9 protein-coding genes are annotated in these 15099 nt (G+C 38.1%); 5 read left to right on the top strand and 4 right to left on the bottom strand.

Annotated features, from left to right (window positions below; genetic code table 11):
• The first annotated feature begins 75 nt into the window (after window positions 1-75).
• The 5 genes from FB551_RS15380 (at window position 76) to FB551_RS15360 (ending at window position 9620) form a co-directional block, all read left to right on the top strand.
• Complete coding sequence (locus tag FB551_RS15380) at window positions 76-2097, top strand: flotillin family protein (protein WP_142018154.1); 2022 nt, start codon at window positions 76-78, stop codon at window positions 2095-2097.
• A gap of 155 nt (window positions 2098-2252) precedes the next feature.
• Window positions 2253-7055, top strand: a complete 4803-nt coding sequence (locus FB551_RS15375) for a DNA repair ATPase (RefSeq protein WP_142018153.1) — start codon at window positions 2253-2255, stop codon at window positions 7053-7055.
• A 239-nt stretch (window positions 7056-7294) separates the two neighbouring features.
• Window positions 7295-7663: a hypothetical protein gene (locus tag FB551_RS15370; RefSeq protein ID WP_142018152.1), complete on the top strand. Its 369-nt coding sequence runs from the start codon at window positions 7295-7297 to the stop codon at window positions 7661-7663.
• Between the two features lie 41 nt (window positions 7664-7704).
• Window positions 7705-9120 carry an aminotransferase-like domain-containing protein gene (locus FB551_RS15365; protein WP_142018151.1) on the top strand — a complete coding sequence of 472 codons (1416 nt, stop codon included), beginning with the start codon at window positions 7705-7707 and terminating at the stop codon, window positions 9118-9120.
• A gap of 14 nt (window positions 9121-9134) precedes the next feature.
• Window positions 9135-9620 (top strand): GNAT family N-acetyltransferase, encoded by a 486-nt coding sequence (locus tag FB551_RS15360; protein ID WP_142018150.1) that lies wholly within the window; start codon window positions 9135-9137, stop codon window positions 9618-9620.
• Window positions 9621-9694: 74 nt separating this feature from the next.
• Here FB551_RS15360 and FB551_RS15355 read toward each other — a convergent pair whose 3' ends face one another.
• The 4 genes from FB551_RS15355 to FB551_RS15340 form a co-directional block, all read right to left on the bottom strand.
• On the bottom strand, window positions 9695-11548 hold the full coding sequence (locus FB551_RS15355) for an alkaline phosphatase family protein (RefSeq protein WP_142018149.1): 1854 nt from the start codon (window positions 11546-11548) through the stop codon (window positions 9695-9697).
• A gap of 398 nt (window positions 11549-11946) precedes the next feature.
• Window positions 11947-12615, bottom strand: a complete 669-nt coding sequence (locus FB551_RS15350) for an HAD-IA family hydrolase (protein ID WP_142018148.1) — start codon at window positions 12613-12615, stop codon at window positions 11947-11949.
• A gap of 7 nt (window positions 12616-12622) precedes the next feature.
• The gene (locus FB551_RS15345; RefSeq protein WP_142018147.1) at window positions 12623-13777 is read right to left on the bottom strand and encodes a TIGR03364 family FAD-dependent oxidoreductase; all 1155 of its coding nucleotides are present in this window, start codon (window positions 13775-13777) and stop codon (window positions 12623-12625) included.
• An 11-nt stretch (window positions 13778-13788) separates the two neighbouring features.
• Window positions 13789-15093, bottom strand: a complete 1305-nt coding sequence (locus tag FB551_RS15340; protein ID WP_142018146.1) for a DUF5690 family protein — start codon at window positions 15091-15093, stop codon at window positions 13789-13791.
• Window positions 15094-15099 lie beyond the last annotated feature (6 nt).

The following is a 15099-nucleotide window of genomic DNA, read 5'->3' as shown; positions in this document are numbered from 1 at the left end:
TCCTGGATATCATCTTCCGGTTCTTATAAAAAAAACAAAAAAACACATCTATATAAACTATAAACTTATAAAACTATGAACTTACCTTTAATTGCTGGAATTATTGTTGCCGTCGTAGCAACAATCGGATTGATTTTCTGGATTTTATCGATGTATAAAAAAACTGTTCAGGGAATCGTTATTTTAAGAACTGGTTATGGAGGTACAAAAGTCTTCTTTAATGCCGGTATTGTCATTCCTATTATCCACCGTATGGAATCTATGGATATCTCCGTAAAAAAACTGGAGATTTCAAGAGAGGGAAGAGCAGGATTAATCTGCAAAGACAATATGAGAGCAGATATTCAGGTGGCATTTTTTATCCGTGTCAACAAATCAGTAGATGATATTGTGAATGTAGGGCAAACGATTGGTTGTCAGCGTGCTTCAGATGCCCAGACATTAAGAGAATTGTTTGAAGCTAAATTTTCAGAAGCTCTAAAAACGGTAGGAAAGAAATTTGATTTTACAGAATTATATGAAGCAAGAAGCGAGTTCCGTCAGGAAATCCTTGATATCATCGGAACAGATCTTAACGGATATGTGCTGGATGACTGTGCTATAGACTACCTTGAGCAGACTTCTATTGATAAACTGGATAAAGACAATATCCTTGATTCAGAAGGAATTAAGAAAATTACCGAACTTACAGCTACCCAAAATATTAAAGCCAATCAGGTTCGCCGTGATGAAGAAAAAACCATTACCAAACAAAATGTAGAAGCCAGGGAAGCCATTCTGGAGCTTGAAAAGCAGCTGGCAGAAAAAGAAGAATCTCAAAAAAGAGAAGTAGCCAATATCAAAGCCCGTGAAAATGCAGAAATTCTGAAAGTAGAAGAAGAAGAACGTCTGAGATATGAAACAGTGCGTATTGCTACAGAAGAAAAACTTCAGATTGCAGAAGAAAATAAACTGCGTCAGGTCGTAATTGCTGCTAAAAATAAAGAACGTGCTGATCTGGTGGAAACAGAAAGAGTATTAAAAGATAAAGCACTTGAAGCTACAGAAAGAGAAAGAATTGTCTCTCTTGCTCAGATTGAAAAAGAGAAAGCAATAGAACTGGAGAAGAAAAGTATTCAGGATGCGATCCGCGAGCGTTTGACCATGGAGAAAACCGTGGTGGAAGAACAACAGGGAATCAAGGACCTGGAAGCCTTTAAAACGGCAGAAAGGAACAAACAGGTAGAAATTACCGTAGCCACTCAGGAGGCAGAGAAAAAACTGATCGAAGAAACAAGAGCCGCAGAATCCCGCAGATTGGCCGCAGAAAAAGATGCTCAGAAATATGTCATTGAAGCACAGGCAAAAAGAGATGCTGCTGAAAAAGAAGCTGAAGCACGCAAGATTATTGCAGATGCCAAAGCAAAAGAAGAAGCAACTGTAGGACTATCAGAAGCTCAGGTGATGCATGCAAAAGCAGACGCGGCAGAAAGACAAGGAGTCGCAGAAGCTACAGTGATTGAGAAAAAAGCAGATGCCAACAAAAAAGAAGGAATCGCTCAGGCAGAAGTAATCAAAGAAAAAGCACTGGCAGAAGCAGCAGGAATTACAGAGAAGGCAGAAGCCATGAAGAAACTGAACGATGCCGGAAAAGACCACGAAGAATTCCGTCTTCAGCTAGCCAAAGAAAAAGATGTGGAACTGGCTCAGATCGCTATTCAGAAAGATATCGCAGAAGCTCAGTCTATGGTATTGGCAGAAGCCTTCAAATCTGCAAAAATTGATATCGTAGGAGGAGATAATACTTTCTTTGACAACGTTATCAGACAGGTTTCGGCAGGAAAAGGACTGGACAAATTCATCAGCCACAGCGAAAATGCACAGATTGTAAAAGAAAATCTTCTGGGCGATGGGGAAAACATCATTGGAAAAGTGATGGGAATGGTAGATAAATACAAAATCTCCTCTGATGACATCAAAAATATGAGTATTGCTTCTTTGATCTTTAAACTGAATGGCGTTGCCAATCAACAGGAAAAAGGAATTCTGGAAAGAGCGATGGACATGGCAAAACATCTGGGAGTGGAACACAAACCTGTGAACAATAACCATATGTAATGCAAGAGTGCTTTAGATACTATAAGAGATTCTAAACCTCAAACCTTATAGGTTTTCAAAACCTATAAGGTCTATATCAAAAAAATTTTCAAAGTACCACAAGTTATACAAAGAACTGCTGTAATTCAGCAGTCATGACAACCTAAACAAAAACGATGTCAGAACAACTTAATTCCGGAACTTACGAAATTATTCAGAACCGTTTAAATGAGCAGAAGAATGATCTGGTTCAGAGACTTCAGCAGCTTAATGAAAGCCGTAAAAATATATTTGGGGGAGTGGATTTTTCACTCGTTGCCAATGAAAGAATTTCAACGGATCACAGCTGTATTGCCAAAGATATCTATTCATTGGGTGATCTCCTGATATTTGGGTCTAATGCACATCTGGGACTTCAGACGGAAATCAATATTTCGGACGTTTTTTCAATATATAAAATTAATAATGAACGGTTTGAGCCTCAGGATCACACCCTGATCAATGATGAGGTTTTCATTGATGAGTTTAAAAACCTTTACAAATATTACAGAAATACTTTCTTTGCCAGATTTACCTTCACGGAAAACTATCTTTATATGGTCTTCCAGCTGTCAGAAAGTACTACAGATATCAAAGCCTTTAAATGGCTGATCAAAGAGAATCAACTGGTTTATGTAGACTCAAGAAGTGCTTCCGAGACTTCATATCCTCAGCAGCATGGCTTTATATGGACAAAAGCAACGAGAGATATGCAGCGGTCGGGAAAACATCCTCATATTTCTTTAGCAGATAAAGTTTTTGTAGAAAGCATCGGTGGAGATATTACCATCAAAGTAGAAGACAATACAGATACCGGAAAAGGAATCTACTCCGAAGATGTAATTCACAAAGATCAGAATCTGGATGATGCCGAGATTCATTTCTGTGATCTGGATAATCTTGTTTTGTTTAAAATAAAGCCTTATCAGGAAACAGAACGTTACTTTATTTATAATCATAAGGAAAAGACTGTTTCCAGAGCAGATGCCCTTAAATATTCAGGGCTTTTGCTTCCGGAAAATCAAGGCGTATTATTTTCAAACGGATATGCCCTTCAGACAGGAGGATTAAAAGTCATTTCTCAGGATCAGAACAGGCTTTACTACCTGAAAACTGTTGCAGAGCCCAACGGAGAAAATTTTTTATATGTTTTCTACGATGATAAGACCAACAATTATCAGCTGATCTCGTATAATATCATCACCCAAACCATTGAAACACCCATCCGATGCAGTGGATTTACGTTTCTCAATGATGGAAAGCTGATTTATCTGAGAGAAAGTATCGAAACAACCAAACACCACCTGGCCCAGATCTGGCAGACTCCCTTTTCCAGGGAACTTTTGCCCAATCTGGAAAAAGCAGACAGCTTACTTTACAAAATAGGGAATAAAGATATTGTAAGAGTAATGGCAGAGAGTCAGGAGCTGATTACGCTTCTGAACAAAAAAGACTCTTACAGTGGCCTGTATGATGATATCGTAAAACTCTCTACTTTTATTCTGGATACTTATTATTTCCTTGGTGAAGAAGAAGTTCAAAAGCTGGATCAGCCATTGAAGGAGATCAGGGCAATTGCCCATTCTGCCATCAATGAATATGAAAAAGTAGTAGAACAAAGGAAGAATACAGAGGAAACTTTAGAAAAAATAAAGTTGTCCTGTGATAAAATTCTGGATGATACTAAAAGGCTACATTATTCTCAGCTTACAGAATATATTGATGCTCTTTCTCAGATCAGGGCTTTAAGAGGAGAAGTGACAGGTGCAAGAGAGCTTAAATATGCAGACACAGCTTTGCTGGATAGATTAGAAAAATCCCTTGCAGACCGTTATACGGAACTGTCAAATGCCTGTGTGGAATTTTTGCTTCAGGAAGGAGCATTATTGCCATACGAAGAAAGAGCACAGCAGATTTCCGAAGATATTAGTGGCCTGCAGAAAGCAATTGATGCCAGAGTAATTGAAGAAAATATCAATACCCTTTCCGGCCAGCTGGAACTATTGGTGGATATCGTTAATAATCTTAAAATTGAAGATACATCCCAGTCTACCCAGATTATTGAAAATATCTCGCTGATTTTTGCCAGACTGAATCAGGAAAGACTGGAACTCAGCAAAAGAAAAAGAGAAATTTCAGGGAAAGAACTGGCTTCAGATTTCCAGGCGCAGATTACACTATTTGACCAATCTGTGATCAATTTTCTGGAACTTTCACAAACCCCTGAAAAATGTGATGAATATCTCACGAAACTTTCCATTCAACTGGAAGAAATGGAAACGAAATTTATTGATTTCGAAGAATTTATCCAGCAGATAGGAAATAAAAGAGAAGAAGTTTACGGACATTTTCAGAATAAAAGGGTACAGCTTACGGAAGCAAGAAATAAAAGGACTCAGAACCTTTTTGATGCTGCCCGGAGAATTCTGAAATCTGTGCAGACCAAAGCAGAATCTTTTAACTCTGAAAATGAGATCAATGGCTATTTTGCCGCCGATCTGATGGTGGAGAAAGTGAGAGATCTCTCCAGACAGCTTGCAGAACTGGAAGATTCAGCAAAGTCGGAAGAAATTCAGACATTGTTAAAAACCCAGCAGCAGGAAGCAGTAAGGAAACTGAAAGATAAAAAAGAGATCTATGCAGACGGGGAAAGCGTTATTGCATTGGGAGATTATAAATTTGCAGTCAATCAGCAGAAGCTGGACCTTACTTTGGTGCTTAGAAATGCTCAATATTACTATCACCTTACCGGAACCAGCTTTTATGAATCTTTAAACTTCACAGCTGATGAATTCAAAGAAGTATGGAACCAGGAATTTGTATCAGAAAATAACAAGGTAAAAAGATTTGAATATCTTGCCTGGAATGTGTTTTCCGCTCACAGGGAAATAACCCCAGAGACTGAAAACGAAAGGGCTGTACAGCAGTTTACAGCAGAGCATTTCGGAGAAGGACTGGTAAAAGGAATTCATGATAAAGATGCTGAGACAATTGTATTGAAACTTCAGCAGATGCACAATGAACTGGGACTGATGAGGTTCACAGCAGAGGAAAGATCATTAGCACAGCTTTTCTGGTTTTTCCTGGAAAGTGAGAAAAAAGAGTATTATACCAAACAGTTTGAAGCAGCCGCTATTATTGCTGAATCATTCACTGTAAAGCAGGGATTTGAGTATTTAAGCAGAGAACTTTCAGAAGAAATGAAATCTTTTGCATCAGCCCATGGTATTTTTAAAGAAACGGATTGTATCAATGCTGCCACCTACCTGAAACAGGAAGACAAAGAAAACTTCCTGATTTCAGAAAAAGCAGCAGCATTGTATGAATTGTTCCTGAAAGAACTGAAGGAAAAAGGCAAAGACCTGGAGTTTATAAGCCAGTTACAAGCGATGTGTCAATACCCTCAGGCATGTTACTATATTGCGGAAAGCGCAGTAAAGGCCTTTGATTCAGAGGCTAACCAGGATATTGTACAGGAGGTGGCAGCATTTATCATGACTCAAAAGTTTGATCCGAAAAATATCAGACATATTGCTTATGAAGTAGCCATAAAAGAGCTGAAGTCCCTTGAAAAAGAGACAGAATATCATCTTAACTACTTTGAGTTTGTATCCCGCCTTAGTCATTTTAATACGGTTACCGTTCCTAAATACAAACGTCTTCAGGAATTGAAATACAACTGGGTGGATGAAAAGAAAAAAGCATTGAAGCTTGATACTTTCAAGCCTCAGGTATTAAGCTCATTTGTGAGAAACAAACTGATCAATGATGTCTATTTCCCTCTCATCGGAGCGAATCTTGCCAAGCAACTGGGAACAGCGGGATCTGACAAGAGAACAGACAGAATGGGAATGCTCCTTCTCGTATCTCCACCAGGATATGGAAAAACGACCCTGATGGAGTATATGGCAGAGCGGATGGGATTGGTTTTTATGAAGATCAACGGACCGTCATTAGGATATGATATCGTATCAACAGATCCTTCTGAAGCCAAAAATGCCGGTGCCAGACAAGAACTTGAAAAACTGAATCTTGCCCTGGAAATGGGAGACAATGTTATGCTTTATCTTGATGATATTCAGCACTGTAATCCAGAGTTTTTACAGAAATTCATCTCTCTTGCAGACGGACAGAGAAAGATTGAAGGGATCTACAACGGAGAAAGTAAAACTTATGACCTCCGATCCAAAAGATTCTGCCTCGTCATGGCAGGAAACCCTTATACGGAGAGTGGTGAAAAGTTTAAAATTCCGGACATGCTGGCCAACCGTTCAGATACCTATAATCTGGGAGAAATATCAGGATCGAAAACAGATCTCTTTGACCTGAGTCTTATTGAAAATGCGCTGATGTCTAATGAATACCTGACCAGATTAACGAATCCGGGAATGGAAAACCTATATGAACTCTATGATTGTGTGATAACAGATAATCCTTCCGATAACCTGAAAGGAAATTTCAGCTCCAGTGAAATATCGGATTTCAGAGCAGTACTGAAAAATACGATCAGGGTGCGAAATATGGTGCTGAAGGTAAACAAAGAATATATTGCCTCAGCAGCCATGTCAGACGATTACAGAAATGAACCCCCATTCAAACTGCAGGGGTCTTACCGTAATATGAATAAACTGATCACACAGATACAGCCTATTCTGAAAGATAATGAAGTTACCCAGCTTGTCCTGAATCACTATCAGAATGAATCTCAGACGCTGACAACAGGAGCTGAAGCCAATATGCTGAAACTGAAAGAGCTGATAGAAATTCTTTCAGAAGAAGAAACTGAACGCTGGAATGAAATCAAAAAAACCTTTGTCAAAAATAAAACCCTGAAAGGATTGGGTGAAAATGATAAAATGTCCCAGATTGTAGCACTGCTTGCCCAATTTGGAGACGGATTAGAAGGAATCAGAGAAGCTCTGAAAAAAGCAGAACAATAACCATGAAACTTTAAATAGTTGCAAACAGGCTGTTTCAGAAGGAGCAGTCTGTTTTTTTATTCCTATGTTATTATTCATGGTGTGAATGAGAAACTATTCAGGATAAAATCTGCATAATCTGTTTAATCTGCGGGAAGGACGAATGGTTAGATAAAAATCTGTACCCATAATATTCTATAGTTCTGTATCTGTATCCAAAATTAAATACTCCATAATTTTGTTTAGCTAAAGAAGAAAATATGGAAACAATCACTCAACATCAGAAGCAGGTTCAATATGCTGAGGCTTATGTATCAGACATGTTGGTGCTGAAAAACATCTTTCTGGAAACACAGCATGTGGAGAAAGCAGATCAGAATTTCGGACTTCCTTTTCTTTTGGCTAAAAATGGTAGGGAAGTCATTGCTTTTGCCAGTCTCATCATCGATGAAAAGGAAAATATATCGTTTAAAATCTATGATAAAAGCAGACTGACAGAAGCAGAAAAAAGAAACTTTTCTTCCCAGGCTGAAAGATATTGCAAAAATAATAATACGCCCAATTTCAAGGATCCGGAACAGTTAAAAAGTAGTATCAACAGTATGATCAGCTGGTTGAATCCTCAATAAAAACAGGATAAAATTGTACATTTACGTAAAACCCGGATTCTATGTCTAAAGATGTTCTGTACCTTAAAATAGCCAATTCTGTCACAGAGCAGATTAAAAGCGAAACCCTGCAGTTTGGAGACAGGCTGCCTTCACTGAGAAGTGCCCAGAAATTATACAATGTAAGCCTGAATACCGTGAAACAAGCCTATATGGAACTGGAAAGCCGTTCTCTGGTAGAATCACGTCCCAAATATGGATATTATGTAAGCCAGACTTCCCAGCGAAAGCTTGCGCTGCCCTCCGTGGCTCAAATGAAGGTTTCAGAAGGGAAGAACACTCCACAGGATCTTATTGATAAGGTATTTGGAGTGATTGCAGGAACAGATATAACACAGTTTGGATTGGGAATTCCGGGCAAAAGTCTTCTTCCGGTAGCCAAGATGAAGAAATGTATGATTGATGTGATCAAAAGGAAAAGCGACAGTGGAACAAACTATGAACCTGTACAGGGAAGCGAAGTCCTTCGCCGGGAAATTGCCAAATGGTCAATGGTCATGGAAGGGAAAATCACAGAAGATGATCTTGTGATTACTTCCGGAGCGATGAATGCCGTTTACAATTGCTTAATGGCCGTGACGCAACCGGGAGATTCAGTAGCGGTGGAAAGCCCTGTATACTTCGGAATTCTTCAGGCTATTCAGTTATTAGGACTGAAAGCTGTGGAAATTCCTACCCATCCGATTACCGGAGTAGATCTGGATGAGTTAAAAAAGGTGCTGCCGAAGCTTTCTGCATGTTGTTTTGTGGTGAATTATAATAATCCGCTGGGATTTCAGATGCCCGATGAAAACAAGAAAGAGCTGGTAAGGATGCTTACGGAATATAATGTTCCTTTGGTGGAGGACGATGTCTATGGAAACATCTATTTCGGAGCCGGAAGACCGAAACCATGTAAATTTTATGATGAAGCTGGAATTGTGATGTGGGTAGGTTCAGTTTCAAAAACACTGGCGCCCGGTTTTAGGATTGGATGGGTCGCTCCCGGAAAGTTCAAAGAAAAAATTATCCGTCAGAAACTGGTCCAGACGGTGAGCGGACCTTCTTTGTTTTCTGATGTGATTGCAGATTTCCTTGCCCACGGAAGATATGATCATCATTTGAGAATGTTCAGAAAGAAATTGTACGCCAACTACCTTCAGATCCAAAAATCGGTGATTGAGTATTTTCCGGATAACACAAAAATCTCAGAACCCAAAGGAGGATTTATGCTCTGGCTGGAACTGGATAAGAGGATTTGTACAGAAGACCTGTATGATGAAGCGGTCAGTCAGAAAGTTAATTTCGCTCCGGGAAGGATGTTTTCACAATATAATCAGTACCAGAACTGTATGCGTCTGAATTACGCATTGGAGTGGACAGACAGAGTGGAAAGTGACCTGGAGAAACTTGGAAAAATGATCAAAAACAGAATTTAATAAACCATATAGCGATGAATGATAGTAAAAATGAAGTAAAAATTATATCCTATGAACCTCAGTATAAAGAAGCTTTCAAAGCTTTGAATGAAGAATGGATCAAAACGTTTTTTGTAATGGAAGCAGGTGATTATAAGCTGCTGGATCATCCGGAAGAGGAGATTTTAAATAAAGAAGGACACATTGTCTTTGCTTTGCTGGATGGAGAAGCGGTAGGAACTTGTGCATTAGTAAAAACGGAAGATCATCCTCTTACTTTTGAGCTTTCAAAGATGGCGGTAAGCCCTAAGGCGCAAGGGAAAAAATTAGGCTATCTGCTGGGAAAAACTTTAGTAGAAAAAGCAAGAGAACTCAATGCAGAAAAAGTCTTTTTAGTCACCAACTCTATTCTGGTTCCCGCCATAAAACTTTATGAAAAATTAGGCTTTATCCATACCCCTGTCGGTCATGCTGAGTACGACCGTGCAGATGTCAGAATGGAGTTGATTTTCAATACATAAACAAAAAAATATTAGAACTCGGATAGGAATATCCTTGTTCTAATATCAAATGTAAATCTAATTGTTTTACTGTTTTATTTCTTGATAAAAGTCCTTGTCAGTGAATTTCTGCTTCCGGTAATTGTAAGGAAATATACTCCAGCCGGAAGATTCCCGATATTAATTTTTTCATCATAAAAACCTCTTGATGACTGAAAATTTGAGGTTGAAATATGCACTCCTTTACTGTCAATGATTGCTGCTTTAATTTCCTTATCTTCAGATTGATACTGGATTCCAATGAATGTTGAAACAGGATTGGGATACATTTTAAAATCTTCAGCGATTACTTTCGTTTCTTTTGCTGATAATATTTCTTTGGAACATACCGGAATTCTGTTCACTCCGTCAATTCCCCACGAAGACTGCACCGGAATACAAAGCCAGTTCAATACCGTTGGGAAATGATCTGTTTCTCTTGTCGTTGAGGTGTAATCATATACCTTAAAATTGTTCACTGTATTGGCATTATACGTTGGCGAACCAGTTACAGTCATATTATTAGTATTTGGACCTGAATCCGTCAATGTATTTCCTGAAGTTCCGTTACATTTCCAATTGGCTATTAGTTGAGAATAATAAGGATGTGAAGAGGTAATATCCTGATTAGCCCAATTCACAATCACATCATTTGGAAGAGCAGACTTCCATATTCTTATATCTTTATAAGAAGCCGCGAGATTAATTCCATAAGCATTCGTACCATCCTGATTTAAAGTTAAAGGAAGCCCGGAATCAATATTTCCAATGGTATTCATTTTAGCAAAAGTTACCGGAACACCATCTTCATATAAAGTTACAAGGCCATCTCTGTCAAAGCTCGCAGCAATATGTTTCCATTTATTGGTTTCTACTTTTCCGCCAACAAGATCAATTCTGTTCGTTCCGTCACCAATATTCATCTTGAAAGTCTGCCCGGAATATCCTGAGAAAACGAATCCTTTATTTTTCCCGTTAGCCCAGTTTTTATTGCTGATCATTACCGGATCACTGGAATAAGATGCATTGGGCTTTACCCAAAATTCAATCGTAAAATCCTGATTTGCTCCAAAATTAAAAGGAGTCTGGTTTGTCGGTTTTGCATACGTTCCTGCCGGAAAATTCAACTGATTAAATGTTTTATTGGATTCCAGTACCGTTTTACTGATCTGCTGTGGAGTAAATCCCGGATTGGAATACACCGTAAAAATATTTCTTTCAGAAAGGTTTCCGCCGCCATGAGAACTGTCTACCGCTCCATGATCTGTAGTCAAAACGACCAACCAATCTTCATTGTTATAAGAAGGTCTGCTTTTCATAGCGGCAACAATCTCTCCTACATAAGTGTCTGTAGTTTTAATAGAAGAGACATATTGAGGAATACCTGATGAGAATCCGTAAGAATGTCCTGCGTGGTCTACATCGTCAAAATCTACAAAGAGAATATCCGGATTATCATTTTGCAAAGCTGTAACGGCTGCATTTTTTACGGCAAGATCTGTAGAAAGATTGGTTTTCACATCAGCGTTTTGGATAATTTTATCGTTGATGGGTGACCAGTGAGCCAAAGAAATTGTTCTTAAATTAGAGTTGTAATTCTCTGCTCTCGTAATAAAATCAGGATAATTGACATAGTTCGGACTGGTGAAATTATTGTCCTGAACATTGTGTTTGGTGTGCCATACTCCGGTAAGCATAGTACTCCAGCCGTTTCCGCTCCAGGTAGTGGCAGCACAAAGACCGTCAACAGAATAGATTGACTGACTGATAAGGTTTTGAATGTTTGGAGTAGGCGTAGACATCATGACGTCTGCACGACAACCGTCAATTCCGATAAAAAGTACTTTTTTTGTCTGAGCTCCAAGAAAGCAGCTCATTACAACAGCCATTGAGAATAGTTTTGTTTTCATAGGGAAAAAGAGTTTTTTAAAAGTATAAAAGTTTACAAATAGTAATTTATTTTTAACTATTGTAAAATTAGTTTACTATTTGTAAATATTTATAAACTGAAAGTTAATTAATTGATAATTAAAAAGTTCGTAGGGAAAACTTAGAAAATGACCACAAAAGTCACAAAAGAAAGTGATTCTGTTTATTTTAAGTTTCAGGCTTTTTGAATGGAAGATCAAAAAAGATTGCTGGAAATGTCGGTTATAACAAATACCTAATAATCCGTACTACATTCCCCTCCTCCGGAGGGGTGTCAAATTGGAAATTTGACGGGGTGGTAAAAACACAAACATTTCCAATGAATTATCATGAAAACATTTGTGCCAAGAAGTACTAAAAGTATTTTGAAAAGAGGTATTTAAAGAATACCCTCAGCCTCAGAAATCGTATTCAGAATATAATCCGGAGAGGCCTTCTCAAGTTCTTTTCTGTTTTGAGCTCCTGAAAGAACGGCTATTGTTAATCCACAGCCTGCATTTTTACCCTCTTCAACATCAATGACAGAATCTCCTGCCTTTAAAACTTTGTGAGCTTCAGTGATATTGAATTTCTTCATGGCAAGATGAATCATTTCAGGGCTTGGACGGCTTTGCGAAACATCGTCCGCAGTAATCAAAGCATCAAAATGAATACTTTCCTTCCAGTTGAGTTTATTCAAAAGCTGATGAGCGATTTCAGAAGTATATCCGGTATTTAAAACGATCTTTTTATTTTGAGACTTCATGCTGAGCAGGAAATCTTCCGTTCCGTTGATGGGTTTTACGTTAAGGTTTTTATAAGATTCTTTAAGCTGATCTGAGAAATTTTCAAAAATAGCGGCAGCATCATCTTCATTTCCGTTCATTTCTTTTAAAAGACTTGTAATAGCTTCCAGTTTTTCCATTCCGGCACAGCTGGATAATACTTTTTCAAGGCTTACAACATAGCCGTAATCATTCACAGCGCTGGTAAGTGTTTTGTATACTACATTGTCCTCATCAATCGTTGTTCCGGCCATATCCAGAACTAATAATTCTATATTTTTCATTTAAATTTTATGCGTAAATTTTTTCAATATTAAATTTGGAGAAGCCACCGCTTCCCGTCATTCCTTTTCCTCCGATACCCGTTACAATATGAATATTCGCAGATGGGCTGTGCTCGAAAATATCTTTGGTTTTGCATTGGGAATAAATTCCAAACCATCTTCTCTGGATTTCATATGTGGGAAGATCAATGATTTTTTTAGCCTCATGGATCATGAATTCATCAATCTCCATATTAAGATCATATCCAAGATCATCCGCATTTTTAGCGTCTGCATATTCATGAGAATCTCCGATGATGACAGAACCGTCAAGTGCTTGTTTGAATAAAATATGAACTCCGTATTTCTTTTCAAAAGAATTTAGGTTTTCTAAAGCCTTGATTTTCTGGAAAGAAGGACATTCGCTGAATGATTCATATCTTCTCACAGAAAGCCCTGTAAGAATATTCCCCTGAAGAGAATAAATTCCCTGTGGTTTAGTCTGAAGCATCTGAAGCTTACTCACTTCCAGATCACTGTCATTGAATACTTTAGGATATAAAGTTTTAAACTCATGCCCGCCGCAGATAATGATCTTAGAAGCGTTGAATGCCGTTCCGTCTGCTGCTACAGCAGTACATTTCTGATCATCTTCATGGGTTTCAAGAACTGCGGTATTATAGAAAATCTGCAATCCCATCTTTTCCTGAAGCAGCTTATGAAGCTTTACAATCATATCTGCAGAATCTACAGAAAGTTCCTGCGGAAAGAACAGTCCTCCTTTGCAATAATCCGAACGGAGACCGTCATATTTCTTGATACAGTCGCTTTTTGATAATAAAACAGATTCATAATCATTGTTTCTGTTAATTTCATACAGCTCTTCAATCAGCTGAAGTTCTTCGTCATTGGAAGCGATATAAACTGATCCGTTTTGTCTGATGGTAAGATCTGCCTGCGTGTGAAGTTCATGATAGATGGCAAGGCTTTCTCTTCCGAAATTCTGCCATTTCAAATCCATTCCGGAAGGTACTACCTGTCCGAAATTCCTTACGGTAGCACCTTGAGGAACAGAATTTCTTTCCAGTATAGCTACTTTAAGATTTTTCTTCAGCGCATGATAAGCATGGAATGTTCCTAAAATTCCACCTCCTACAACGAGTAAATCAAATTTTGTTGTCATTGTATTGTTATTTATAAAATTTTCGACGTATCGAAATTGATGAATTGATTAGAGTTTAAGTTTGATTTCGGCTTTGATTTGTTCCTGAAAGCCAGAAAAGCTATCACCGAAAGAATGAAAACCGTAACGGTGATGATATAATTTAAGTTGATATAAAAATGTAACCATGAAGTCCGGGCCGAGCCAAAGTTTTTGTACAAAAGAATCAGAACACTTCCCAGATACCCGAATGAATCTACAATATAGATCAGAAAACCTACATTTCCTTTGATTTCAAAAGCAGCAATCATCCGGTCAAAATAAATTCCGTTAAAGGGAATATAGCAGATATACATTCCGAAGCCGGAAACCGTCATCCATAAAAACGGAGATAATGAACCCTGCTGAAAAAGATAAGTAGAAAGGCCTACAGTGAGAATTCCTGCGAAAAGAATATAATGATAGTAAGCAAATGCTTTTTTGTTATTTTTCACTTTCACCATAAAACTTAAGATCAAAAGAACCATCACTGCAATCGGAATCTCCGTTAAGGTAAAAATAGAACTGTCGAAACTAAAATGCAGCCCGTCCCAGATTTCCCGGTTGAAATTATCCCTGAAGTCCCTTAAAGCCGTTAAGCTGATATACAGAAATATAATACATACAATCGGAACAAAAAACTGCTGGATCAATGCTTTTCTTTCTGCACCATTCAATGGCTGTCTTTTGTTTTTAAGCAAAATATCTTCGTCTGAAGGTTGGGGAATTCTTTCAAGAAGCAGTCCGAAAAGAATCAATGGAATAATAAAGATAAGTCCGGCAGAAAACGGCATCCAGAATTCCGAAATTGAGAATGTATCCATTAAAAATTTCCCTGCAGATTTTGTAAATCCTGAAGAAACCACAAAGCTTGAACATAAAAACAAGCCAATGATTTCTGTCGTTTTGCGCCCTTCGATGTAGGAAAAAACAATTCCCCAGATCATTCCCAGCGGAATTCCGTTGATGAACATAAAAATAATATTGTAAGGAGCGGGAACAGCTGCAAATCCTAACAACGCAAGTTCTGCAATGGCAATAAAAACAAACAGATAAGTAAGTCTTTTCTGGGGTTTCAGTTCGGAAATAAATTTGATCCCGATGAATTTTGAAATAAAATAACCTACTGCCTGTGCAATGATAATCAGAATCTTATAATCAACTCCGAAATAGGAAAGTCCTTCGAAAGAAGCTACAGTGAAAGGTTTTCTGAAGCCGTACATGCAGAAATAAACACCAAAAGCTGCAAAAGCGGCCTTCAGTGTTACTAATGTTTTTTTATTGATTGTTCTGGCCATGATAAT

This window comes from Chryseobacterium aquifrigidense (assembly GCF_006716485.1).
GTDB classification, from domain to species: domain Bacteria; phylum Bacteroidota; class Bacteroidia; order Flavobacteriales; family Weeksellaceae; genus Chryseobacterium; species Chryseobacterium vietnamense.
This window is presented reverse-complemented; position numbering and strand designations above follow the sequence as displayed.